This is a genomic window from Nitratireductor sp. ZSWI3, from assembly GCF_024655565.1.
In the GTDB taxonomy this organism is placed as follows: Bacteria; Pseudomonadota; Alphaproteobacteria; order Rhizobiales; family Rhizobiaceae; genus Nitratireductor.
This window is the reverse complement of the sequence record NZ_JANKOF010000003.1, coordinates 94,197-118,494: the sequence shown is the minus strand read 5'-3', so window position 1 is coordinate 118,494 and position 24,298 is coordinate 94,197. Positions and strand designations below refer to the sequence as shown.

The window sequence follows — 24,298 nt, the reverse complement described above, 5'->3', positions numbered from 1 at the left end:
GAACCCATAATCCCTTCCGGGACCCGGATCCGCAGGAACTCTGCCGCCCACGTTTCTCTTTCTTCAATATTCAATTGTCAAAGATCAGACTTCACAAGACGCAAAGTCGCGGCCCAACGCTAAACCCAGCACCGGGCCAATACGAGTGTCGCTCACGCGGCTCTCTTGATTTCGTCCAACTCTTGCGAAACTCAGAGGCGAACCTCTTGGTCGCCAGCAGCGTCGCCGCCGTCGTTGGTGAGGCGTATATAGTCGGGGGCGTCGCAAACTGTCAACATAGAATCTCGTTCTTTTGCGACTTATTTTTCACAGGAATACGCACGCCTTTGCCGGCAAGGATTTGCGGCGATTTCCCCTCGCCGCGCCTGCCGCAACGGCCCCGAAATCCCGCCCCCCGTCCCCTTCATCCATCGGCGATCATCGCATCGAGAGCCCGACGCTGCCGGTGCATCTCCAGGAAAATCCGATAGTCGCGCTCGAAGCGTTGCCGGACGGCGGGATCGGGGCGGCGCATCCGCCCGCCCTGATCCATGGCGGCGCAGGCGCTGGCGAGGTCGGGATAAAGGCCCGCCGCCGTTGCCGCCACCATGCCCGTCCCCAGCAGCATCGCATCGTCCGCCTCCGGCTCGACCACGGCGCAGCCCGTCGCGTCCGCATAGAGCTCCATCAGCAGAGGGTTCTTCACATGACCGCCGGTCACATGCAGCGTGTCGATCTCGAATCCCGCCTCGTTCAACGCATCCAGAATGTGGCGGATGCCGAAGGCGATGGCGACGGCCGTGCGCCAGTAGAGGCGGCAAAGACTGTCGAAGGAGGAATCGAGCGTCAGCCCCGAGATCACCCCCACGGCGTGGGGATCGGCAAGCGGTGAACGGTTGCCGTGGAAATCCGGCAGAACGTGCAGCCGCGCGCCGAGCTCATAGCCCTCCTTCGCCCGCAGCTGCGTGATTCGCTCGCAGATGCGCGCATGCATGGCCGAATCGGGATTGCCGCCGGCGCCGTGCCAGCGGATGATGTGGTCGAGCAGCGCTCCCGATACCGATTGCCCGCCCTCGCCCAGCCAGCAGCCGGGCAGAGCCGCGCCGAGATAGGGGCCCCAAAGGCCCGACACCGGGCGCGGCTGCAGGGAAAACGCCATGACGCAGCTCGACGTGCCGGCGATCAGGGCCATGTGACGGTCGATCCGGTCGAGGGAATCGGCGAATCCGCCGAGGACGCCCAGGGCGCCGCCATGCGCATCGATCAGCCCCGCGCCGACCCGGCAACGCTCGGTCAGGCCGAGGGCGGCGGCCGCTGCCGCCGTCAACGGCCCGATATCCCTGCCGATCGGGCTTGCCCGCTCCGGCAGGTGGCCCCGCTCGATCATGTCGGCAAGCCCTACCGCCTCGAAGAAGTCGCGTTGCCAGCCCGGCGTCTCATGCGCCAGATACGTCCATTTGCAGGTCAGCGTGCACTGCGAGCGCTCGAAGCTGCCCGACGCCTTCCAGGTCAGGAAATCCGCAAGATCGAAGAAATGACCGGCCGCGCTCCAGCTTTCCGGAAGATTGCGCTTCAACCACATCAGCTTCGGCGTCTGCATCTCCGGCGACATGACGCCGCCGATATAATCGAGCACGCGATGGCCGGTCGCGGTGCACTCGTCGGCCTCGGCGAGCGCACGGTGGTCGAGCCACACGATGGTGTCCCAACGTTTCTCACCGCCCGGCGAAACGCTCACCTGTCCGCCCGCAGGCTCGCGCACGACCAGCGAGCAGGTTGCATCGAAGCTGATGCCGGCGATCTCCTCGGGAAGGGCTCCGGCACGGTCGAGCGCTCCACGAACGGAAAGGCAGACGGCTTGCCAGATGTCTTCCGAATCATGCTCGGCAAAGTCCGGCGCGGGCCTGTTCATCAGGATCGGCCTCTCGGCACGCCCGAGAAGCCCGCCCGACAGATCGAGCACGCCAGCGCGGGCACTGCCCGTGCCCACATCCACCGCCACTACGAGATCGCGCATCAAACCTCTCTCCAGTGGTGCGATACCGACAGAGGTGCTCTCTGTGAGGATGGATCGCCCCACCACGTCAATGCTGTGTGGTCTCCTCCAGCCGGGCCAGATGCTCCGGCAGGGTCCGCATCCTGTCAAAGATCAGATCGGGTTCCAAGCGCCGCAGCACCGCCCGATGTGCCTCGGACCCGGCATGGGACGCGCCGGCGAAGCAGAGCACGCGCATGCCGGCGCGCCGGGCGGCCTCGAGGCCGGCCGGGCTGTCTTCCACGACGGCGCAGCGGCGCGGTTCGACGCCCATGGTCCGCGCCGCATGCAGGAAGAGGTCCGGCGCCGGCTTTCCGTTGGCGACCATGGTCGCGCTGAAGATGTGCGGCTCGAAACGCTCCAGAAGGCCGGCCACCCCGAGCGACAGGCGAATGCGCTCGGGCTGGCTCGAGGATGCCACGCAGCACGGCCGGGAGAGGCCATCGAGGGCTTCGCCGATTCCATCGACCGGTTGCAGCTCGGCGCGGAAGGCCGCATAGAGCTTCGTCCGCATCCGCTCCAGCTGGCCGGCGTCGAGATCCACGGCATAGTCGTTCTTGAGAAGGCTGGTGATCGTGCTCAGGCTGCGGCCGAGGAACAGCTCATAGGCCTTGTCCTCATCGATGGTGATGCCGCTTTCGGAAACGGTTTCCAGAAGGACGCGCATGGACAGGGGCTCGCTGTCGACCAGCACGCCGTCGCAATCGAAGATCACCAGGTCGATCGTCGAAGATCCCATCGTCCCATCCTGTCGACAAGCCTACCAGCAGGTGTAGCCGCCGTCGGCCAGCACCACAGAGCCGGTCATCAGGCTGGCGGCGTCGGAAGCGAGAAAATGCACGATCGAGGCGATCTCGTCCGGTTGGCCGACACGGCCCATCGGCGTCATGTCGAGCCAGGTCGCATACATTTCAGGGTTCTCCTTGATGCCGAACGATGTCAGCGGCGTCTCTATATATGTGGGCGCCACGGCGTTGACCCGCACGCCACGCCCCGCCCACTCGGCGGCAAGCGACTTGGTGAGCTGGTGCACGGCCGCCTTCGACGCGTTGTAGAAGGCCTGCGGCTGCGGCTTGTTGACGATCACGCCCGACATCGAGCCGATGTTGACGATCGCCCCGCTGCCCTGCGCCAGCATGGAACGGCCGAAAGCACGGCAGCACCAGAACAGGCCGTCGACATTGACGTTCATGTGCAAGCGCCAATGGTCGTCGCTGGTTTCCTCCGCCGGAACATCGCTCTTCGCCACGCCGGCATTGTTGACCAGGATGTCGACCCGGCCGTGCCGCCCGGCAATGGCCTTTGCCGCGCTGTCCACCTGCGCCGACCGGGTGACGTCCAGCGTCAGGCCTTCGGCCGCCAGCCCCAGCGCCTGCAGTTCGGCGACGCTTGCCTCGACCCGACCGGCGAGAAGATCGGCAACGACGATGTGGGCACCGGCCTCGCCGAGGGCCCGCGCACAGGCCGCGCCGATGCCCTGCCCTGCCCCCGTCACCACCGCCACGCGCCCGTCGAGCTTCAATTTTTCAAGATACATGTCAGGACACCTTCCTTGTTCAGCTCATCCAGTTGCCGCCGTCGACATTGTAGGTCTGGGCAACGATGTATTCGGCTTCGGCGGACGCCAGGAAAACGGCCATGCCGGTCAGGTCTTCCGCCGTTCCCATCCGCCCGTAGGGAACGGCCCCGGCGACCAGGCGCTTCTTTTCGCCGAGCGGCCGGCCCTCATATCTGGCGAACAGCGCATCGACGTGGTCCCAATGGGCGCCGTCCACCACGCCGGGCGCAATGGCGTTGACGTTGATGCCGTGTTTGATGAGGTCGAGACCGGCCGACTGGGTGAGGCTGATTACCGCCGCCTTGGTGGCGCAATAGACCGCTACCAGAGGCTCACCCCGCCGACCGGCCTGGCTGGCCATGTTGATGATCCTGCCGCCGCGGCCTTGCGCGATCATCTGCCGGGCGACTGCCTGCATCGTGAAGAGCGTTCCGGCCACATTGACCTGGAACAGCCGCTCGTAGCTCGCCCGCTCGATGTCCACGATCGGCGCCAGATCGAACAGGGCCGCGTTGTTGATCAGGATGTCGATGCCGCCGGCCCATTCCGCCGCCTTGGCGACCGCCGCGTCGATGGACTCCTGCCTGGTCACGTCGAGCTGCAGCGCGCGGGCGCCTGCGCCGATCTCGCGGGCGGCGTCCTCCGCCCGCTCGATATCGATGTCGCCGACGGCGACGGTGGCGCCCTCGCGCACATAGGCTTCGGCGAAAGCCCGACCGATGCCACGGGCAGCCCCCGTGATAAGCGCCGATTTGCCCTCGAGGCGCTTCATGAAAACGCCTCGCCCTTGTCGTCGAAGCGATGCACCCGTTCCCGGATCGGCGTCAGAAACACGGTCTCTCCGTGACGCAAGCCGATCTCGCCGTCGGCGCGTGCGGTCACTTGGCCGAGGCCGTCCACATCTACGTGCAGGAAGGTGTCGGAGCCGAGGTGCTCGGCGACGCCGACCTTGCCCTTCCAGTACCCATCGCCCGTGGAGAGCTCCAGATGCTCCGGCCTTACGCCGATGGTCGCCGCTCCCAGCTTCTCCGCCTCGGGGCCTTGCACGAAATTCATGCGCGGCGAACCGATGAACCCTGCAACGAACAGGTTGCGCGGACTGCGATAGAGCTCGAGGGGAGAGCCGACCTGCTCGATCCGGCCGGCGTTCAGAACGACGATCTTGTCGGCCATCGTCATGGCTTCGATCTGGTCATGGGTGACGTAGATCATCGTGGTGTGCAGTTGATGATGCAATTCGCTGATCTCAAGCCGCATCGCCCCCCGCAGCGCCGCATCCAGATTGGAGAGCGGCTCGTCGAAGAGGAAGGCCTTTGGCTCGCGCACGATGGCCCGGCCGATGGCGACGCGCTGGCGCTGGCCGCCCGAAAGCTGCCCCGGGCGCCTGTCGAGATAATCGGTGAGATTGAGGATGCGGGCCGCATTGCGCACCTTCTCCTCGATCACGCTCTTGTCGGCGCCCGCCATCTTCAGCGGGAATGCGATGTTGTTGTAGACACTCATATGCGGGTAGAGCGCATAGGACTGGAACACCATCGACAGGCCGCGTTTGGCCGGTGCGCGCGCGGTCATGTCCTCGCCGTCGATGAGGATCCGGCCGCTGGTGGTGTCCTCGAGCCCGGCGATCAGCCTGAGCAGGGTCGACTTGCCGCAACCGGAGGGGCCGACGAAGACGACGAACTCGTTGTCGGCGATCTCCAGGTCGATCTCCGGAATGACGACCGTCGTGCCGAAGGCCTTGTGCACTTTTTCGAGTCGGATTTCTCCCATCGTGTTCGTTCCTATTTGACGGCGCCGAAGGTGAGCCCGCGCACGAGTTGGCGCTGCGAGAACCAGCCGAGCACGAGGATCGGCGCGATCGCGAGCGTGGAAGCGGCGGAAAGTTTTGCCCAGAACAGCCCCTCGGGGCTGGAGTAGGACGCGATGAAGGCGGTCAACGGAGCAGCCTTTGCGGCCGTCAGGTTGAGCGTCCAGAAGGCCTCGTTCCAGGCCAGGATGATGTTGAGCAGCAGTGTCGATGCGATGCCGGGAACGGCCATCGGCGTCAGCACGTAGACGATTTCCTTGGCGAGCGAGGCGCCGTCCATCCGTGCGGCTTCCAGGATGTCTCCGGGGATCTCGCGGAAATAGGTGTAGAGCATCCACACGATGATCGGCAGGTTCGACATGGTCAGCACCGCCGTCAGCCCGATCCTGGTGTCGAGCAGTCCCGTGTCCCTGAACAGGAGATAGATCGGCACCAGAACGCCGACCGCCGGCAGCATCTTGGTCGACAGCATCCAAAGGAGCACGTCCTTGGTGCGTTTTGTCGGCGCAAAGGCCATCGCCCAGGCGGCCGGGATGGCGATCAGAAGCCCCAGCAGAGTGGAGCCGACCGATATCACGACCGAGTTCATGAAGTGCTTGAAATAGTCGGACCGGCTGTTCACCTCCGCATAGTTCTCGGCGGTCCACTGAAAGAACAGGAATTGCGGCGGCGTGGCGATGGCCGTGCCTTCGGACTTGAAGCTGGTCAGCACGGTCCACAGGATCGGGAAGAAGATCAGCAGGCCGACAAGCCAGCCGACGAGTGTGAAGCCGAGCCTTGTGCGGGTCGGGATCGAGCGCGCCATGGTCTTCTCCTTAATCCAGGTTCTTGCCGATCAGGCGGACAAGGAAAATGGCGACGATGTTGGCAAGCACCACAGCGACGATGCCGCCGGCCGATGCCCCGCCCACGTCGAACTGCAGCAGCGCCTGCACATAGACGAGATAGGTCACGGTGGTTGTCTGCACGCCCGGCCCGCCATTGGTGGTGACGAGGATTTCGGCAAAGACGGACAGGAGGAAGATGGTCTCGATGAGCACCACCACGGTGATGGCACGCGCCATGTGCGGCAGGACGATATAGATGAAGCGCGACAGCGCGCCGGCACCGTCCATCTCGGCCGCCTCCTTTTGCTCGCTGTCGAGCGACTGCAGCGCGGTCAGCAGGATCAAGGTCGCGAACGGCAGCCACTGCCACGAGACAATCATCACGATGGAGAACAGCGGCGCCTGCCCGAACCAGTCGACGGGCTGCAGGCCAAAGGTCCGCGCCAGCCAGGCGAACAGCCCGTTGACGGGGTGCATCAGCATGTTCTTCCAGACGAGCGCAGAGACCGTCGGCATGACGAAGAACGGCGCGATGACCATCAAACGGACGAGGCCCTGTCCAAAAAAAGGCTGGTCGAGGAGCAACGCCATCAGAATGCCCCCGCCGACACTGATGGCGAGCACACCCCCGACCAGAAGCAGGGTGTTCAACAGACCCGCGAAGAACGCCGGGTCGGTCAGGAAGAAACGGTAATTGAGGAAGCCAGCCCATTCCTCCATGCCGGGCATCAGCAGATTGTAGCGCAGCATGGAGAAATAAAGGGTCATGGCCAACGGCACGGCCATCCACAGAAGAAGCAGGACGACGGCCGGTGTCATCATCAGCCGAGCGCTTGCGCGGGTCTGCAACGTCGCCATGGATTCTGCTCCGATACCGTGGGGGTGGCTTTATTTGGAAGGACCGGAACCGCCCCACCGAAGAGGGAGAGAGACTGGCGCGGTTCCGGTCGTGGCGGTTTCCTACTTCGGATAACCGGCCTTCTGCATTTCGCGGGCGGTAAGCGCCTGCGCACCGGCGAGCGCCTGATCGACCGTCGTCTGCCCCGCAAGGGCTGCCGAAAACTGCTGGCCGACCGCCGTGCCGATGCCCTGAAATTCAGGGATTGCCACGAACTGAACGCCGACATAAGGCACGTCGTCGACCGTCGGATGGGTCGGATCGGCGGCCTGGATCGACTTGAGCGTCAGGTCGGCGAAGGGAGCCGCCTCCTGATAGGCCGGATTGGCATAAAGCGAAGTCCGCGTCCCGGGAGGCACGTTGGCCCAACCTTCCTTCTCGGCTACCAGCTCGGAGTATTCCTTGCTGGTCGCCCAGGCGATGAACTTCTTCGCCGCATCGGTCTTCTGCGAGCCGGCGGGAACGGCCAGAGACCATGCCCAGAGCCAGTTGCCGCGCTTGCCGAGCCCGTTGTCCGGAGCCAACGCAAAGCCCACCTTGTCGGCGACCTTGCTCTCGTCCGGATTGCTGACGAAGGACGCGGCGACGGTGGCGTCGATCCACATGCCGCATTTGCCGGTCTGGAACAGGGCCAGGTTCTCGTTGAAACCATTGGAGGAGGCTCCGGGCGGTCCCGCATCCTTCATCAGGTCGATGTAAAATTGAAGTGCCTCCTTCCACTGCGGCTGATCGAATTGGGGGTTCCAATCCATGTCGAACCAGCGCGCGCCGAAAGAGTTGGCCATCGCCGTCAGGAAGGCCATGTTCTCGCCCCAGCCGGCCTTGCCTCTCAGGCAGATGCCGTAGATCTCGTTGCCCTTGTCGGTGATCTTGCGTGCCGCCTCGCCGATGAAGTCCCATGTCGGCGCCTCAGGCATTTCGAGGCCGGCCTCATCGAACAGATCCTTCCGGTACATGACGAAAGAGCTCTCGCCGTAGAACGGGGCCGCATAAAGAGCACCGTCGATCGACAGGCCGGCCCGGATCGCCGGCAGGAGATCGTCAACGTCGTAGTCGGCGTCGAAATCCAGCGGCACCAGCCAGTCCTGCGCCGCCCAGATCGGCACTTCATATGTGCCGATGGTCATGATGTCGTATTGACCGCCCTTGGTGGCGATGTCCGTCGTAACGCGCTGGCGCAGGACGTTCTCCTCCAGCGTCACCCATTCAAGCGTGATGTCCGGGTTCTTCTCCGTAAAGGCCCCCGCAAGCTTCTGCATGCGGATCATGTCGCCATTGTTCACGGTCGCGATGGTCAGGGTTTCCGCGGTCGCCCCCGTCGTGCCGAACGCCGCGATCGCCATGGCCGAACACGTCGCCACGGCGCAAAGCCTCACTCTCATGGTCTCCTCCCAGATTGAGCAAATGCCATATGAATGAGCAAATACCCATTTGTACGCAAAGTCAAGCCCGGCGGGAACCGGCACGTCATTTCCCGAAGGGTGGGCGGTCAGGTCGCCTTGAGCAGCGCGGCGGCGGTGCGCTCGTCGGTGATCAGGCCGTTGACGATATGGCTCCTGATCGCCGCCGCAATGCTCGGGAGCTTGCGCGGCCCCATGGCCGCCGCGATCACCAGGGACGTCTTGCTGGACGGCAGCGGGGCGCTGGCCACCCGTTCGTTGGTGATGCCCTCAATGAGCGCGCCCTTCGCGTCGAACGACCAGCCGACGATCTCGCCCACCGCGCCCGCATTCTGCAGCGCGTCGAGCTCTTCCCGCGAGATGAACCCGTCCTGGAAGATCGGCGCATCGGGCCCGAGATCGCCGATGCCGACGAAGGTCACGTCCGCCTCCTTCGCCAATACCAGGGTGGAACGGATCATCGGCTGGTCATGCAGCAGCGCCCGCTCTTCCGGTGAGGAGACGATGACCGGCAAAGGCATCGGAAAGCTCCGCGCCTTGACGGTGTCGGCCATGGTGAAGATGACATTGTAATAGGCAGCCGATCCATCTGGGGCGATGTTGCCCGTCAGCGAGACGATCCGATGCTGCGGACATTCCATCGGCGGCAGCTGTTCGATCGCCGCCTTCAGCGTTCGGCCGGTGCCGATCGCCATGACCATCGGTTCGGGCGATTGCAGCCGTCGCTCGATCTCGGCCGCAGTGGCCTCGGCGACGCCGATCGTCGTGGAGGTGGAAGCCGGATCGCTGGGCACGACCTCGGCAAACCGCAAATCGTATCGCTGCTTCAGTTGGCGGGCGAGTTCCATGCAGCCCGCGATGGGATGATCGATGCGCACCCGCACCAGCCCTTCCGAAACGGCAAGGGAGACGAGCCTTTGCGCCGATTGCCGTGAAACCCCGAGCTTGGCCGCGATCTGGTCCTGCGTGTTGCCGGCAACATAGTAGAGCCATCCGGCACGCGCCGCCTCGTCCAAACGGTTTCCACGCACTGCCATTGCCCGATTGCCTCCTGCGAGTGGTCTGCCCCAAACGGTACCCGTCCGCCCGGAAATGGCGACAATATCCATTACCGAGCCGACAGGTCCACCGCATTCGGCTACGCCTTCTGAAACGGACTCGAACGCTTGCCGAGCCTCGCAAGGGACTCCCTGAATAGGTAAACAACCCGAGAATATAATGAAACATAACAGAACAATAAAATACGTTTAAAATGCAAATTTCTATGCGAAATAACGTTAAATCCTTAAAATCTCTGCCTTTCCAAAGCGAAAAATTGAAGAAATGCCTTATTGCGGTCCAATTATGCGACGTTTATCTATCCAAAGGTGTTGCCTTATACAGTAGACGTATGCAAACAGTTTTCCCGCCTCCTGCCGTTTTCCCGGCAAGGTGCAAGATCGCTCCGGCGGCGGCGGGCCGAGCGGGCTGAGAATATTTTTTGGAGAGTTAGATTGATTATGACGCGTTCCACTGCCGATTTCAGCATTTCGACGAACTCCGACGAGGAGTGCATGACGGTTTTGTCCAGGAGCGCCATGGAGAAGAGTTTACCGCTCCTGTCCACTGCGATCGGGCACAAGTTGCGCCGGGCGCAACTCCTGGTCTTCCAGGATTTTCACGAGACATTCGCTTCGCTGAAGCTGCGGCCGACGGAGTTCGCCGTCCTGGCTCTGATCGCCACGAGGCCCGGGCAGAAGCAGACGGAGATTGCCGAGCAACTGAGCATCAAGCGCGCCAACTTCGTCGCGCTGATGGATTGTCTCGAGAACAGGGGACTTGCCGAGCGGCGCAAGGGCGATATCGACCGGCGTTCCCACTCCCTGCACCTGACCGAGAAAGGAGAGCGCTTCGTGGAAAAGATGACCCAGCTTTGGCGCCATCACGAAGCCCGGATCGTTCGGCGGCTCGGCGGCGAAAGGAATAGCGAGCTTCTCATCGACCTGCTCGACACGTTGCTGGGAAGCGAAAGCAATATCGAAGCGCATCAGCCTGAAAAGCAGGCAGCGGCATCCTCTTAAAGACGTTGACGTAAACGTCATTCCATGGCTAGGTGCGTCGGGTTCACAAGGTGCGACGATCAGGGCGCCACGCGCTCTGGCACCCTGTGAAACCTTTGGCATTTTGCAGTCAGGCGAGATTACCTGACGTCCGTATGAATGCGGAAATGCGAAAAAATTCAGTGTTCCTTGTGCGTCCGGGAGGGCGCACGGCGCTCTAGTGGAGAGGACCAGTAGAAATGAAGGCTCTTGCGGAGAAGATCGGCGCGCGCGTTGCTGGATCAGGTTTTTCGAGTTCCGTGAAATTCGACTGCGGAGCCGACGGCGTCATCGTGATCGACGGCGCCAACGTCTCGACCAGCGACGGTCCGGCCGACTGCACGATCAGCCTGTCGAAGGACGACCTGGAGGCAATGGTGGCCGGCGACCTCGCCCCCACGGCCGCTTTCATGCAGGGCAAGCTCAGGGTCGACGGCGACATGTCGGTCGCCATGCAGCTCAGCCAGATTCTCTGACACACGGCGCACGAAGAGAGTTACACGGTATGGGACAGGGCGTCTTCAAAGGCCCCCTGCCCCCTGTTCCGACGACAATTGAAAGTCAGGCGGCGAAGCGTCGACGCACGATGCGGCTGACGCCTTCGCGTCTTCCAGTCGGGACCAGGCAGCCTTCGGCGCCATCGAGGACGTTTTCCGCCAACTCAAGCGCCAGGAAGCGCTCTTTCTCGTAGGGACCCGGCATCGAAAGCCTGCCAGTCCTGGCCGCCGAGAAACCGAAGCGCGCGTAGTAGGGCGCATCCCCCACCAGCAGGACGGCACGGTGCTCCAGCCGCGCGGCTTCCGCGATCGCATGACGCATCAGAGCGGAGCCGACACCGCGACCGCCCGCACAGGCTTCCACCGCGAGCGGCCCGAGCAGGAGGGCCGACAAGCCGCCCTCGCCGATGGATACGTTCCACAGCCGCACCGTACCGATCAGATGCCCGTGGGCATCGCGCGCGACAAAGGCGAGCCCTTCGGCGGGCACGCGTCCACGCCGCAGCTTTTCCGAAGATTTGCGCCTGCGCTTGTGCCCCATGACCCGGTCAAGCAGGGCTTCGCGCTCGACAGCGTCGCCGGCGGTTTCGGGTGCGATGGAAAAAGCGGTCTCGGGAAGACCGGAAAATACGGCATCACTCATCTTGCCAATCCTTCAAACCAGCGATGCGATCCCGCGCAGGCGAGCCCGCGCGGCACGGCTTCGGCGGCGGGGCGCCCCGCTCAGATCACGTAGGATCGGAGCGGTTCGAACCCGTTGAAGGCGACCGAGGCATAGGTGGTGGTGTAGGCGCCGGTCCCCTCGATCAGCACCTCGTCACCGATGGTCAGCGACAGAGGCAGGGGATAGGGCGTCTTCTCGTACATCACGTCGGCCGAATCGCAGGTCGGGCCTGCCAGCACGCAGGGCGCGGTCTCGCTGCCGTCGTGGCGTGTGACCAGCGGATAGCGGATCGCTTCGTCCATCGTCTCGGCGAGGCCGCCGAACTTGCCGATGTCGAGATAAACCCAGCGCACATTGTCGTTGTCCGCCTTGGTCGAAATCAGCACCACTTCGGACTTGATCACGCCGGCATTGCCCACCATGCCGCGGCCCGGCTCGATGATCGTCTCGGGAATACGGTTGCCGAAATGCTTGCGCAGCGCGGAGAAAATCGCCTGGCCATACTGCTGCGCCGCCGGGACGTCGCGCAGGTACCGCGTCGGAAAGCCACCGCCCATATTGACCATCTTGAGCACGATGCCTTCATCGGCGAGCGTCGCGAACACACGGCGTGCGTCGGCAAGCGCCCGGTCCCAGGCATCCAGATCCGTCTGCTGCGAGCCGACATGGAAGGAAACGCCATAGGCGTCGAGGCCTAGCGCACGGGCGCGGCGCAAAACGTCGACGGCCATTGCAGGCACGCAGCCGAACTTGCGCGACAGCGGCCATTCGGCGCCCGCACCATCCGTCAGGACGCGGCAGAACACGCGCGAGCCGGGGGCGGCACGGGCGATCTTCTCCACCTCTTCCACGCTGTCCACCGCAAAGAGCCGGATGCCGAGATCGAAGGCCCGGGCAATGTCACGCTCTTTCTTGATGGTGTTGCCATAGGAGATGCGGTCCGCGGTGGCGCCGGCATTCAGCGCCATCTCGATCTCCGCAACCGAAGCCGTGTCGAAGGACGAGCCGAGCTGCGCCAGCAGGCGCAGGATCTCCGGCGCCGGGTTGGCCTTCACGGCATAGTATATCTTGGAGTCCGGCAGGGCCTTTTCGAAGGCACGGTAGTTGTCGCGAACGACATCGAGATCGACGACGAGGCAGGGGCCGTCCGGACGTCGGGTGGCGAGGAAATCGAGGATGCGCTGTGTGGCCATAACGTCTCTCCATCGGCGGCGTTCTGCGCCGCATGCTGAAGCTCAACTCTGCGATCGAAAACCGATCGACCGCGGTGGACAAAGGACGCGTCATGCGCAGCGTTGGACCGGCAGGTGGAGGCACCGGAACCAGGCGTGTCAGGACGCGCGACGTTGCGTTCCCGCCTTGCGGCGAATACGCGCTTTGTCTGCCTCAGCTTTGGTATGGGAGACCCCATCCGCACTGCCGGCAATGAAGGTGTGCCTCTTCAGTAACCCCGGTTTTTGGACAACCGGGAGACACCAGAAAGGCCCGCACCGTCGTTGCTTCAAGATGTCCTCGGTCTAGCGGTTGGCCGTAAGACCGACTGGAGTGGTTAAGTCCAGGTACCGTACCGGTTTCCTCGCCATATTCGAGGTCCGGCGGACACCCACAGGCACGTGCGACTTTGGGCAGCGCGGATATAGTCGCCCTGCGTGTCACAATCAATGATTTTTTCTCGCGCGCTTGAAAAAAGCGATCCGAACGCCGACTTTTGCCCCAAGACAGCAGAGGAACGGCGGATGACAGGCACGCGCGACACGTTGAACGCATTCCTCGACTACACGGACGCCCCGGTTCCCAACGCCGCTTCGGGCCCCCTTGCCGGGCTAACGCTGGGCGTCAAGGACATTTACGACGTCGAGGGGTATCCGACCGGTGGCGGAAACCCGGATCGCGCAAAGATCCATTCCCGCGCAACGGGCACGGCCTCTGCCATCCAGGCGCTGCTCGATGCCGGCGCCCGCTTCGTCGGCAAGACCCAGACCGACGAGCTCACCTTCTCGATGATCGGCATCAACGCGCATTATCCCGCGCCGGTCAACAGCGCCGCTCCGCAGCGCGTGACCGGCGGCTCCTCGTCCGGTTCGGCAGCCGCGGTCGCCGGCGGCCTCGTCGACATCGCCGCCGGCTCGGACACCAACGGCTCGATCCGCGCACCGGCTTCCTTCTGCGGCCTTCTCGGCCTGCGCACGACCCACGGGCGCATTCCGCTGGATCACACGATGCCGCTTGCTCCCTCCTTCGATACGTTCGGCTGGTTCGCACGCAGCGCCGCGACCTATGAAAAGGTCGCCGAAGTGCTTCTCGGCGAAGACGGGCACGCCAGGCGCCTCACCAGGCCGGTGCGAATCGCCGAGCTGGAAGCGCTGCTCTACGGCGATGAAGAACGAAGCGTCTATGCCAACATGCTGGGCACGGTGATCCGGCATTTCGATCGTCAGGCGACCTTCCTTGCGCTGCCCGGGACGCCTGACGAACTGTTCGACTGCTTCAAGAAGATCCAGGCCTTCGAGGCCTGGCAGGTGCACGGCCCGTTCATCACCAGCGACCGGCCCGCCCTTGGGCCGGGTGTGAAGGAACGCTTCGACTACGCGCGCGGGATCAGCGAGGAGACCGTGCAGGCCGCACGGAGCCGGCGCCAGGATTTCCAGGACGATTTTTCCTCCCTGTTCGACGACGACATGGTGCTGATCCTTCCGACGCAACCCACCGCGGCGCCGCTGAAGAGCGCCACCCAGCCCGAGTTGGACAGCTACCGCAACATGGCGTTGACCCTCACCTCTTTCGCCGGCCTGCTCGGCTGGCCGCAAATCACCATTCCCCTCGGGCGGGTGCACGACGCCCCGTTCGGCATCTCGCTGCTGGGCCCGGCCGGCAGCGACCGGCAGCTCATCGGGCTCGCCGCTGAAATCCTGTCCGGCACCTGAAGGAAGCGCAGTTTGGATACTCTCAGCCGTATGCGTGCGTTCGTCGACGTGGTGGAAGCGGAAGGCTTTTCCGCCGCCGCCCGCAAGGTCGGCAAGTCAAAGGCGCTGCTGTCGAAATATGTGCGCGAGCTGGAAGACGAGCTGGGGGCTCTCCTTCTGAACCGCACCACGAGACAGCTCTCCCTGACCGAAGCCGGCCACACCTATTTCGGCCGCGCCATCGAGCTTCTGCGTGACATGGACGATCTGACGGATGTCGTCCGCCAGTCTTCGGGCGATGTCCGGGGCCGCATCAAGCTGTCCGCCCCGCGCACCTATGCCGACGCGCCGATCGGCCAGTCCCTGATCGATTTTGCCAAGTCCAATCCCGACATCACCCTCGACATCAATCTCGATGACCGCTTCGTCGATCTCGTGGAGGAGGGCTTCGATCTTGCGATCCGCATCACGAAGCTCAGCGATTCGTCTTTGATCGCCAGACGCCTTGCGCCCTTCCGCGTTGTCTTGTGCGCCTCGCCCGAGCTGCTCGCGATCCACGGCGAGCCGTCCAGCCCGCACGATCTGACCCACCTGCCCTGCATCGTCGACACCAACGGCCGCTATCGCCAGAACTGGCCCTTCCTGGACGGGGACGGCGAAACCGTAAACGTGCCGGTTACAGGGCGCATCGAGGTCAACAGCCCGCTGACCGCGCGCGCCGCTGCCCTGTCCGGTCTTGGCTTCGCGATCCTGCCGGACTTCATCGCCGATCCGGAGATTTCGGCCGGCCGGCTCGTCCCCATTCTGGAGAAAAACAACCCGGAGGGTGCCGGCATCTATGCCGTCTATCCGCACCGGCGCTACCTGCCGGCCAAGGTCCGGGTCTTCGTCGACTATCTGGCGCGCTGGCTGAAGGAAAATTATCCCACGACTTGACGTGCCCGCGTCCAAATTCCGCCGGGTTCATGATAAAGACAGCACAGATCATTCCACCCTGGGGCGAAGGCATGCCGAGCAGAAAACTGATCATCCCGGGAGCCGCCGCGGTTCTTGCAGCCTTTGCTGGCCCCGCATTGTCGCATCCGCATGTTTTCGCCGAGGCTCGGCTCGACGTCACCGTCGACGAGAGCGGCAACGTGGCGACGCTGCATCATGTCTGGCGTTTCGACGACCTCTTCTCCAGCACCGTTCTTGTCGAATTCGACAAGAACAAGGACATGAAACTCGACGCCGACGAGCTCAACGACGTGTCGGAGACCGTCTACGCGTCGCTGGCGGACTACGGCTATTTTCAGATCGTCACGCACAACGGCAAAGACGTCGCCATGCAGGCCCCGGAGCGCCTGATCGCCGACTTCGTCGACAACCAGCTCATCATTCTCTTCGAATCGAAGCCGGAAAAGCCCTTGCCACTCGAAGGCACGGTGGATTTCGGCGTCTACGACCCGACCTTCTATACGGCGATCGACTTCACCGAGGATGAATATCTGGCCGTCAAGGCGATGCCTGCCAGCTGCAAGCGCAGCGTCGTCCGGCCGGATGCGGACGAGGCGATCGCGCAGAACCAGGATATGCTCACCGATGCCTTCTTCAACGATCCGACGGGCAACGACATGAGCAAGATCTTCGCCACCCGGCTGGAACTCAACTGCGGCAAGGACAGTTGACCGATGCAGATATCCCATCGCCGCCTTCCCCTCGCCGTCGCGGTGGTCTTCCTCACGGCGATGGTCGCAGGCAGCGCGCTGGCGCAAAGCTCGCTCGGAATTGGAGCCGCCGAGCCGGCGATCACCCCGACCGGTCCCTTTGCCGGCGCTCTCCAATGGATCAACCTCCAGCAGCAGCACTTCTATCGCGCCCTGACCGGCGCCCTGAAGGCCATGCGCGACGATGGCAGCAATGTCTGGATGCTGGTCGGGCTGTCCTTCGCCTACGGCGTGTTCCACGCCGCCGGCCCCGGGCACGGCAAGGCGGTGATCTCGTCCTACATGCTGGCCAATGAGGTGGCGCTCCGGCGCGGCGTCATCCTCTCCTTCGCCTCGGCGCTGCTTCAGGGGCTGACCGCAATCGCTCTGATGGGCCTGGTCTTCCTTGCCTTGCGCGGCACGTCCATTTCGATGACCAAGGCAACGTGGTTCCTCGAAACCGTCAGCTTCGGCCTGATCGCCCTTTTCGGTGCCTGGCTCCTGTGGCGCAAGCTCAGTCCGATGCTTCGCCGTCCTTCCCCCGAGGTTCACCCCATGCACAGCCTGTCGGCGGCACATGTCGGCAAACACGCTTCCCATGATCATCACGAGCATGACGGCGAGCATCGGCATGACCATCATGCTTGCGGGCACGGTCATCATCACCACCACCATCATGATCATGATCACGGCCCTGCGGAAATCTGCCCCACCTGCGGCCACGCCCACGCGCCGGATCCCTCCATGCTGACGGCCGAGCGGCTCGACTGGAAAACCGCCGCCTCCGCCGTGGCTGCCGTCGGCATCCGGCCCTGTTCGGGCGCACTGATCGTGCTCACCTTTGCGTTCCTCAACAGCCTCTGGCTCGGCGGCATCTTCTCCGTCCTGGCCATGTCGATCGGAACCGCGATCACCGTCTCGATCCTCGCCACCCTGGCGGTGACAGCCAAGAACTGGGCTGTCGCGCTCTCCGGCGGCAACCACCTGGGCACCAGGATATCGAACGCCATCGAGATCGGCGGCGCGCTGCTCGTCATGCTGCTCGGCCTCACCCTGCTCGCGGCAAGCCTCTCGGCCTGAGCGGCTCAGTCGCGCCTGTTCTGCGCGCGGGCGCGCAGCCAGAACACAAGGAAAAAAGCCGCAACGAAGCCCACGGCAACGACGCCCGCCGCAACCGTCGAGTAGTCGCCAAGGGCCAGCATGATGCGCGGCATCATAAAGGCTGCGATGCCGAAGCCGATCAGGATGATGGCCGCTGCGATGGCCGACTTGCGATTGTCCGTCAACTGGTCCTACCCGTTTGCGAGGCCGCCGTTCCCGACACATCCGCCGGAAAGCACGATGCGCGGATTCACGAGTTTGCGGCGTCCTTTGCCCGTCCGAACGGACGCGCGGCGCCTGTGAACTCCTCGAGCCGCCTTTTCTGATTGCCATCGTTATCGAAATTGGCCGGATCAAGCCATGCGTCAAACGCACTTTTCAACGCCGGCCATTCGCCGTCGAGCATGGAGAACCAGGCAGTGTCCCGGTTCTCGCCTTTGACCACCATGTGCTGACGGAACACCCCTTCGAACGTGAAGCCGAACCGCAGGGCCGCCCGCCTGGAAGGCCCGTTGCGATTGTTGCATTTCCATTCGAACCGGCGATAACCGAGATCGTCGAAGACATGGCGCGCGAAGAGATAAAGCGCCTCGGTCGCCCGGACCGTCCGCGAGAACCCCGGCCCCCAATAGATGTTGCCGGCTTCGATGGAGCCATTGGCCGGATCGATCCGCATCAGCGCCTGGCGGCCGCCGATCATGCTGCTCTGCTGGTCTATGACCGTGTAGAAGAGCGGGTCCGTGCTGGTTTCCGCCTTTTCCAGCCACGCCTGCAAATCGGCACGGTCATGAGGCGGATATTCGGCAAGCCAGCGAAAACGCTCGTCGGCATCGGCCACGCTGGAGGCGGCGAAAAGCCCGTCGCCGTGGGCGGCCGCACTGAGCGGTTCCAGCCTCACCGTGCGCCCTTCCAGCCTGTGCCGGGCGGGACGCGGCCGCGCGCTCCAGTTGGCAAGGTCGGTATCCATGTGCAAGCCCCCCTTTGGTGGTGGGCCGAGAATGCACGAAACGCGCAGCCCACAAAGGCCCAGCAAAGCCCGCACACCTGCGCCAGCTCAATCGTCGAGCCTTGCTCGGTGCCTGACACAGTGCGGGGCGACCCTTGAGCGATCGCCCCGTTTCGAACCGTGCTTGGGAGGAGGAAAGCCGATCCGACGCATGAAGCCTATTCCCGAATTCGTTAACGTTTACTTAACGAACCCGATCAAATACGCGTTATCTTGTCACGATTTCCGGCCCCATCAGGCTGTAGGGAAGCCAGGTCGACAGGATCGGCACGTAGGTGACGATGATCAGGAACAGGAAAAGCACCAGCACGAAAGGCGCCGCGGCGCGGACCACCTTGATCAGGCTCATCCCCGTGATACCGCTGGTAACAAAGAGATTGAGGCCGATCGGCGGGGTAATCATGCCGATCTCCATGTTCACCACCATGATGATGCCGAGATGGATCGGGTCGACCCCGAGTTCCATGGCGATCGGGAACACCACCGGCGCCACGATCAGCAGCAGCCCGGAGGGCTCCATGAACTGCCCGCCGAGCAGCAGGAGGAGGTTCACCGCAATCAGGAAGGTAAACCAGGTAAATCCTGCATCGACCATCACGCTGGTGATCGCCTGCGGAATCCGCTCCGCCGTCAGCACATGGGCGAACAGCAGCGCATTGACGATGATGAACATCAGCATCACGGTCGTGCGTGCGGCGTCGACCGTCGTCTTGCGCGTGTCCTCGTTGAAGAAGGCGGGCAGGAAATTGCGCCCCATCAACGCCAGGTTACGCCGCCAGATCGGCAAGCCTGCAACGAGCAGCCCCGGAAGGCCGGCGAGCCCCTTCTCGCCGCCGCGCCAAATCCCATAGGCGATCATCACGGCGAGCGACAGGGCAAGCCCGCTGAGGCTCCTCCCCCGAAGCGTGACGCCTTCCCAATCGGCCGTGAGGAAGAAGGTCATGATCATCCAGACGAAAAAGAAGGCGATCGCATAGACGCTGGCGGAAAAACCCACCCGGGCGCGCTTCGTGTCGCCCTCATTCACCCATCGCACGCCCTTCATCGGCCCCATGTCGCGGTAGACGAACAGCGCCACGGCGAAGGCATAGACGGCAGCCACGGCCGCCGCCTCGGTCGGCGTGAAGACGCCTCCATAGATGCCGCCGAGGATGATAATGATCAGGAAGAGGCCCCAGCCGGCCTGCTTGCCGCCCTCCAGGATCTCGCCAAAGCCCTTCCACTCCTCGGAGGGCAGGTTCCGGATTCTTGCCATCGCATAGATGGCGATCATCAGCATAAGCCCGGCGACTATCCCCGGCACCACGCCGGCCAGGAACATCCGGCCGACCGAAACGTCGGTTGCCGCCGAATAGACCACCATGACGATGGATGGCGGGATGAGAATGCCGAGCGTTCCCGCATTGGCGATGATGCCGGCGGCGAATTCCTTGCTGTATCCCACCTGGCGCATGCCGGCGATGGCGATGGTGCCGATCGCGACGACGGTTGCCGGAGAGGAGCCTGAAAGTGCCGCGAACATCATGCAGGCAAGCACCGAGGCCATGGCCAGGCCACCCTTGAAGTGACCGACCGAAGCGATAGCGAAGCGGATGATGCGCCGGGCGACGCCGCCCGTCGACATGAATGCCGAGGCGAGCACGAAGAAGGGGATGGCGAGCAGCGTGTAGTTTTGTGCCGCGGTGAACAGTTGCAGGGCCACCGACGAAACCGAATCGTTCGAGAAGAAGGCGATGATCAGCAGGGAGGAAAGGCCGAGCGAGACCGCCACCGGGACGCCGAGGAACAGGAGCAGCAGGACGAGAATAAACAGGATCACCGATTCCATCGTCCGCTATCCCTTCAGAATGTCTTTGTTTTCGGCGACGAGATCCTCGGCCTCATGGCTGGCGATGATCATCTCGCGGCGGCCCGTGGCGATCGCCACGACGCCCTGAAGAGCCCGGAACGCGAGCAGCGCGAGGCCGACCGGCAGCATCAGATAGGCCACCCAGCGCTGCACGCGGTCCTGCAGTCCGAAGGTTTGCTGCATCCATGATGGATAGCGTAAATCGTCGAGCCCCGTGCCTCGGTCGAACATGAAGGTCCAGTAGCCGATGGCGCCCGTCTGGCGCCAGTTGGTCGAGACCGGCGCGCCGAAAAAGCTCAGCCAGGCCGCATAGAGAAGGATGAAGGCGTAAAGGAAGACGCAGATCGCCCCGAAGACGGCGGCCGCGCGGAAAAGGGCCGACGGCATCAGCCGCACGAGGGCATCGACGCCCAGGTGGATGCCCTGCTTGACCCCGTAGCCCATGCCGAACAGGATCAGCCAGGCGAACAGGATCCGCGTCAGCTCCAGCGCACCGCCCCATCCGCTGTTGAAACCGTAGCGCGCGATGACCTGGGTGAACGAGATGAAGGTGATCGCCGCCAGAAGCACGGCCAGGACATTTTCCTCGAACCGTCCGACGGCTTCCGGAAAGCGTCGTTCGAGTGCGAACAGGAGGATTACGAGGGCGACAAGCCCCAGCACAGGCCAAAGCAGGACCATGAACGTCTCCTTGGGGAGGTCTATTCCGGCGCGATTCCCGCCCACGCGGCGGGTGCTCGTGCCGGGCGTGGCGGCGGCTGCCGCCACGCAGTGGCATTATCAGACCACAGGCACTTGATCCGGTGGGACGATTGTTCCTGACAGATGAGCACCACCTGTCAGGATCGCACCATTAGGAGCCGCTCGCCGCAGCCGAATCGATGAGTTCCTTGCCGATATCACCCTCGAACTTGGTCCACACCGGCTTCATGGCTTCGACCCACGTCGCCCGCTGTTCGGGCGTCAGCTCGCGAATCGTGCCGCCGGCATCGATGATGTTCTGCCGGCAGGCCGCTTCCTGGTTCGCCACCTCATTATTGGCGGCCATCGTGACCTCCTCGGCGATCTTCAGGAACTGGTCGCGTACGGCGGGATCGAGACCCTCCAGCCACTCGGTCGAGGTGACGAGGAGATAGGCGAGCAGTTGGTGGTTGGTCTCCGTGATGCCATCCTGCACCTCGAAGAACTTCTGTGTGTAGATGTTGCACCAGCTGTTTTCCTGGCCATCGACCACGCCGGTCTGCAGGGCGCCGTAGACTTCCTTGAAGGCCAGCTTCTGCGCCGAGGCGCCCATCGCCTCGATCATCGCCACGGCGACGTCGGAGGTCTGGACGCGGAACTTCAGGCCCGATGCGTCCTGTGGCTCGAGGAGCGGCTTGTTGGCGGAAAACTGCTTCAGGCCGGAAGACCAGAAGCCAAGGCCCGTATAGCCTTCGCTTTCGGTGGCCGTGAGAAGTTCCTTGCCGTCGTCAGATGTCGTGAACTTGTTGACGGCGTCGAGCGAGGGAAACAGGAACGGAAGGTCGAAAAGGCGATATTTGAGCGTGTAGGCCTCGAACTTGGCCAGCGAGGGAGCCGCCAGTTGAACGTCGCCCAGAAGCAGGGCTTCCATCACCTTGTCGTCGTCGTAGAGCGTGGAGTTCGGATAGACCTCCATGCAGGCCGTGCCGTTCATCTCCTCGTTGACGCGCTGTGCGAGAAGTTGTGCCGCGTCACCCTTCGGGTGTCCCTTGTCAGCGACGACATGGCTGAATTTGATGACCATTTCGCCGCTGTCGCACTGGGCTTGGGCTTGCGTCGCCAAAGCCGTGAGAGCGAGTGCCGATAAGGCGCCAATCAGAAGTTTCATGAGCATTCCTCCGCTTGATCTTGAAGTCTATCCCCCGATAGACCGTTCGGCGGCTTTCGGCCACCAGCTGCTTTCATTTTGACGAACGGCGGAGCATCAGCCCCGCGTCCCTCCACAGCTTTTGCAGCATCCTGTGACACTGATGAAGCGAAATCAAGCAGCACCGGCGCTGCTGCCTTATGCTTTAGTCGGAGTAGTCCCGTTCATCGGCGATGACCTTGCCGTCCCTGGGCAGGGATCCGCCTTCCGCAAGGCGCACATGTCCGCCGACTTTGGTGATCTCGCGCAGGCTGGCTTCGATCGCTCCGGTGTCGGGCATCGCCCCCTCGAACGTCTCCACGTGAAGCACCATTGCATCGCTCGCGCCCTCGCGCGTCACGACAAGCCGGGCGCGTTCGATCTCCGCATGCTGCCTGAGCAGCTCGGCAATCTGCTTGGGATCGATGAACATGCCCTTCACCTTGGTGCGCTGATCGGCGCGGCCCATCCATCCTGCGATGCGCATGTTGGTGCGCCCGCAGGGGCTGCGGCCGGGCAGCACGGCCGAAAGATCCCCCGTTCCCAACCGCACCAGCGGATAGGCCGGGTTGAGGCTCGTGACCACCAGCTCTCCCACCTCGCCTTCCGGCACCGGATCGTCCGTTCCCGGACGGACGATCTCCACGATCAGGTTTTCGTTGACCACCATGCCGGGCAACGGGGTCCCGTCGGCTTCGGCCGCCTCATACGCGATGACGCCAAACTCTGCCGTCGCATAGCACTGCAGCACGCGGATGCCGCGCATCCTGTATTCCTCGCGCAGCGACGGGAAGAGAGCCCCGCCGGACACGAGCCCGATACGGAAGGAGGACAGGTCCTTGCCGTCCCGATCGGCACGGTCGAGCATGACCTTGAGGAAATCGGGTGTGCCCGCATAAACGTCCGGTCTGAACGCCGCTGCCGCGTCCACCTGCATGTCGGTGTTTCCGGTGCCTGCCGGAAACACGGTGCAGCCGAGCGCCCGCGCACCCGTGTCGAGAACGAAACCGCCCGGCGTCATGTGATAGGCGAAGGCATTGTGCACCCGCGCGCCCGGCCGCACGCCGGCCGCAAAGAAGGCGCGCGCCGCCTGCCAGGGATCAGCGCCGCCCCCCTGAACCTCCCAGATGGGACCGGGCGACATGAACACGCGCGCCCCCTCCAGGGCATCCGGATTCACAAAGCCGCCGAATGGCGGCCGAGCCAACTGGCGCTCCAGCAATTCGGGCTTTCGCAGCACCGGCAGCGCCGCCAGCGACTTCCTGTCGGTGACCGCCGAGAGGTCGATGCCCGCCAGCCATTCGGCGAGCCCCTCCGCTTTCCTCACGGCTTCGCTCAGGAAATGCGGCAAGCGCGCGAACAGGTCCGTTTCGCGCTCCGCCGGATCGCGAATTTCAAGCGCATCGAAGTGCGGTGCCATTGCTCCTCCCAGAGTTTTTGACTTTATCGCAGTAACCGCACCCATCGAGCAAGGTTGACGAGCGAAATGAGCGCGGCAGCGAGATAGGTGAAGGCCGCCGCTCTCAGGACCGAGCGGACCGCCGGCAGATCCGCCGCCGACACATAGGCCCCGTGCTGCAGGATCGGCAGCGCCTTGGAAAAGCTTGCATCGAATTCCACCGGCAGCGTGACGAGGGTGACCACGACGCGTACGGACAGGAGCGCGATGCCGATCAGGACCAGCGCGATCATGGCCGCGGGCGTGCGGGCGATCAGGGCAAGAACGGGCGCCGCGACGAAAAACAGGCCGGCGGCACGATCCGTCGTCGCGGCGAGCCTTGCCAATTGCTGCCACACGGCAAGCAGTCTTTCGCTCCGGGCATCCTGCAGCGCATGGGAAACCTCGTGGGCGGCAACGGCCACTGCGGTCAGCGACCGCCCCGACAGGTTCTTGTCGGAAAGCCGGACAGCCTTGCCGACCGGATCGTAATGGTCGCCCCGCTCGGTGAGCTCGACGGCAACGTGCTGCAGGGAAAAGCGGTCGAGCAGATGGCGCGCGAGTTCGCCACCGGTCCCCGGGATATCGGCACGGTCGAGCGCATGCTTGTCGAAGGTGCGCCGCACCCAGAGTTGCGGCAGCACGACGACCGCCAGCAGCGATATGGCCGCCAGGGCGATCAGCACGAGATGCGCCCGGCCGGCAT

The 24,298-nt window shown here is 63.7% G+C and carries 24 protein-coding genes; 6 read left to right on the top strand and 18 right to left on the bottom strand.

The window, feature by feature from the left end; translation table 11 throughout:
• Positions 1-403: 403 nt before the first annotated feature.
• From NUU27_RS02395 to NUU27_RS02355, 9 genes are all read right to left on the bottom strand, one after another.
• The gene (locus tag NUU27_RS02395; RefSeq protein WP_257760446.1) at positions 404-1,996 is read right to left on the bottom strand and encodes an FGGY-family carbohydrate kinase; all 1,593 of its coding nucleotides are present in this window, start codon (positions 1,994-1,996) and stop codon (positions 404-406) included.
• A gap of 67 nt (positions 1,997-2,063) precedes the next feature.
• Positions 2,064-2,753, bottom strand: coding sequence for an HAD family phosphatase (locus NUU27_RS02390; RefSeq protein WP_257760445.1), 690 nt, complete (start codon positions 2,751-2,753; stop codon positions 2,064-2,066).
• 21 nt (positions 2,754-2,774) lie between these two features.
• Positions 2,775-3,551, bottom strand: coding sequence for an SDR family NAD(P)-dependent oxidoreductase (locus NUU27_RS02385; RefSeq protein WP_257760444.1), 777 nt, complete (start codon positions 3,549-3,551; stop codon positions 2,775-2,777).
• A 19-nt stretch (positions 3,552-3,570) separates the two neighbouring features.
• Entirely contained in the window at positions 3,571-4,344 is a 774-nt protein-coding gene (locus NUU27_RS02380; protein WP_257760443.1) for an L-iditol 2-dehydrogenase, read from the bottom strand.
• Entirely contained in the window at positions 4,341-5,342 is a 1,002-nt protein-coding gene (locus NUU27_RS02375) for an ABC transporter ATP-binding protein (RefSeq protein WP_257760442.1), read from the bottom strand. Before NUU27_RS02375 ends, NUU27_RS02380 begins: the two co-directional genes overlap by 4 nt.
• Before the next feature lie 11 nt (positions 5,343-5,353).
• Entirely contained in the window at positions 5,354-6,184 is an 831-nt protein-coding gene (locus NUU27_RS02370) for a carbohydrate ABC transporter permease (protein ID WP_257760441.1), read from the bottom strand.
• A 10-nt stretch (positions 6,185-6,194) separates the two neighbouring features.
• Positions 6,195-7,064 (bottom strand): carbohydrate ABC transporter permease, encoded by an 870-nt coding sequence (locus NUU27_RS02365; RefSeq protein WP_257760440.1) that lies wholly within the window; start codon positions 7,062-7,064, stop codon positions 6,195-6,197.
• A gap of 102 nt (positions 7,065-7,166) precedes the next feature.
• Positions 7,167-8,486 carry a sugar ABC transporter substrate-binding protein gene (locus NUU27_RS02360; RefSeq protein ID WP_257760439.1) on the bottom strand — a complete coding sequence of 440 codons (1,320 nt, stop codon included), beginning with the start codon at positions 8,484-8,486 and terminating at the stop codon, positions 7,167-7,169.
• Between the two features lie 107 nt (positions 8,487-8,593).
• Positions 8,594-9,541: a sugar-binding transcriptional regulator gene (locus NUU27_RS02355; protein WP_257760438.1), complete on the bottom strand. Its 948-nt coding sequence runs from the start codon at positions 9,539-9,541 to the stop codon at positions 8,594-8,596.
• 516 nt (positions 9,542-10,057) lie between these two features.
• Here NUU27_RS02355 and NUU27_RS02350 point away from each other — a divergent pair.
• Together NUU27_RS02350 and NUU27_RS02345 are read left to right on the top strand one after the other, a co-directional pair.
• The gene (locus NUU27_RS02350; RefSeq protein WP_257760437.1) at positions 10,058-10,564 is read left to right on the top strand and encodes a MarR family winged helix-turn-helix transcriptional regulator; all 507 of its coding nucleotides are present in this window, start codon (positions 10,058-10,060) and stop codon (positions 10,562-10,564) included.
• 218 nt (positions 10,565-10,782) lie between these two features.
• Positions 10,783-11,058 (top strand): SCP2 sterol-binding domain-containing protein, encoded by a 276-nt coding sequence (locus NUU27_RS02345; RefSeq protein ID WP_257760436.1) that lies wholly within the window; start codon positions 10,783-10,785, stop codon positions 11,056-11,058.
• 85 nt (positions 11,059-11,143) lie between these two features.
• Here NUU27_RS02345 and NUU27_RS02340 read toward each other — a convergent pair whose 3' ends face one another.
• Both NUU27_RS02340 and odc2 read right to left on the bottom strand, forming a co-directional pair.
• Positions 11,144-11,722 (bottom strand): GNAT family N-acetyltransferase, encoded by a 579-nt coding sequence (locus NUU27_RS02340; RefSeq protein WP_257760435.1) that lies wholly within the window; start codon positions 11,720-11,722, stop codon positions 11,144-11,146.
• Between the two features lie 80 nt (positions 11,723-11,802).
• A complete protein-coding gene (gene odc2 / locus NUU27_RS02335) occupies positions 11,803-12,936 on the bottom strand; it encodes an ornithine/lysine decarboxylase (protein ID WP_257760434.1) in 1,134 nt (377 codons plus the stop codon).
• Between the two features lie 543 nt (positions 12,937-13,479).
• Here odc2 and NUU27_RS02330 point away from each other — a divergent pair.
• The 4 genes from NUU27_RS02330 to NUU27_RS02315 all read left to right on the top strand — a co-directional run bounded on the left by NUU27_RS02330 (position 13,480) and on the right by NUU27_RS02315 (position 17,411).
• On the top strand, positions 13,480-14,667 hold the full coding sequence (locus tag NUU27_RS02330) for an amidase (RefSeq protein ID WP_257760433.1): 1,188 nt from the start codon (positions 13,480-13,482) through the stop codon (positions 14,665-14,667).
• Positions 14,668-14,679: 12 nt separating this feature from the next.
• The gene (locus NUU27_RS02325) at positions 14,680-15,582 is read left to right on the top strand and encodes a LysR family transcriptional regulator (protein ID WP_257760432.1); all 903 of its coding nucleotides are present in this window, start codon (positions 14,680-14,682) and stop codon (positions 15,580-15,582) included.
• A gap of 71 nt (positions 15,583-15,653) precedes the next feature.
• A complete protein-coding gene (locus tag NUU27_RS02320) occupies positions 15,654-16,313 on the top strand; it encodes a DUF1007 family protein (protein WP_257760431.1) in 660 nt (219 codons plus the stop codon).
• Between the two features lie 3 nt (positions 16,314-16,316).
• Positions 16,317-17,411: a nickel/cobalt transporter gene (locus NUU27_RS02315; RefSeq protein WP_257760430.1), complete on the top strand. Its 1,095-nt coding sequence runs from the start codon at positions 16,317-16,319 to the stop codon at positions 17,409-17,411.
• Positions 17,412-17,416: 5 nt separating this feature from the next.
• Here the strand turns inward: NUU27_RS02315 and NUU27_RS02310 are convergent, their stop codons facing one another.
• From NUU27_RS02310 to NUU27_RS02280, 7 genes are all read right to left on the bottom strand, one after another.
• Positions 17,417-17,617 carry a hypothetical protein gene (locus NUU27_RS02310; protein WP_257760429.1) on the bottom strand — a complete coding sequence of 67 codons (201 nt, stop codon included), beginning with the start codon at positions 17,615-17,617 and terminating at the stop codon, positions 17,417-17,419.
• 65 nt (positions 17,618-17,682) lie between these two features.
• Positions 17,683-18,399, bottom strand: a complete 717-nt coding sequence (locus tag NUU27_RS02305; RefSeq protein ID WP_257760428.1) for a GNAT family N-acetyltransferase — start codon at positions 18,397-18,399, stop codon at positions 17,683-17,685.
• Between the two features lie 247 nt (positions 18,400-18,646).
• On the bottom strand, positions 18,647-20,266 hold the full coding sequence (locus NUU27_RS02300) for a TRAP transporter large permease (protein WP_257760426.1): 1,620 nt from the start codon (positions 20,264-20,266) through the stop codon (positions 18,647-18,649).
• 6 nt (positions 20,267-20,272) lie between these two features.
• Positions 20,273-20,968, bottom strand: a complete 696-nt coding sequence (locus tag NUU27_RS02295; RefSeq protein WP_257760425.1) for a TRAP transporter small permease — start codon at positions 20,966-20,968, stop codon at positions 20,273-20,275.
• A 172-nt stretch (positions 20,969-21,140) separates the two neighbouring features.
• On the bottom strand, positions 21,141-22,136 hold the full coding sequence (locus tag NUU27_RS02290) for a DctP family TRAP transporter solute-binding subunit (protein WP_308219949.1): 996 nt from the start codon (positions 22,134-22,136) through the stop codon (positions 21,141-21,143).
• Between the two features lie 184 nt (positions 22,137-22,320).
• Positions 22,321-23,574, bottom strand: coding sequence for a phenylacetate--CoA ligase family protein (locus NUU27_RS02285; protein ID WP_257760423.1), 1,254 nt, complete (start codon positions 23,572-23,574; stop codon positions 22,321-22,323).
• 23 nt (positions 23,575-23,597) lie between these two features.
• Positions 23,598-24,278 carry a zinc metallopeptidase gene (locus NUU27_RS02280; protein WP_257760422.1) on the bottom strand — a complete coding sequence of 227 codons (681 nt, stop codon included), beginning with the start codon at positions 24,276-24,278 and terminating at the stop codon, positions 23,598-23,600.
• Positions 24,279-24,298 lie beyond the last annotated feature (20 nt).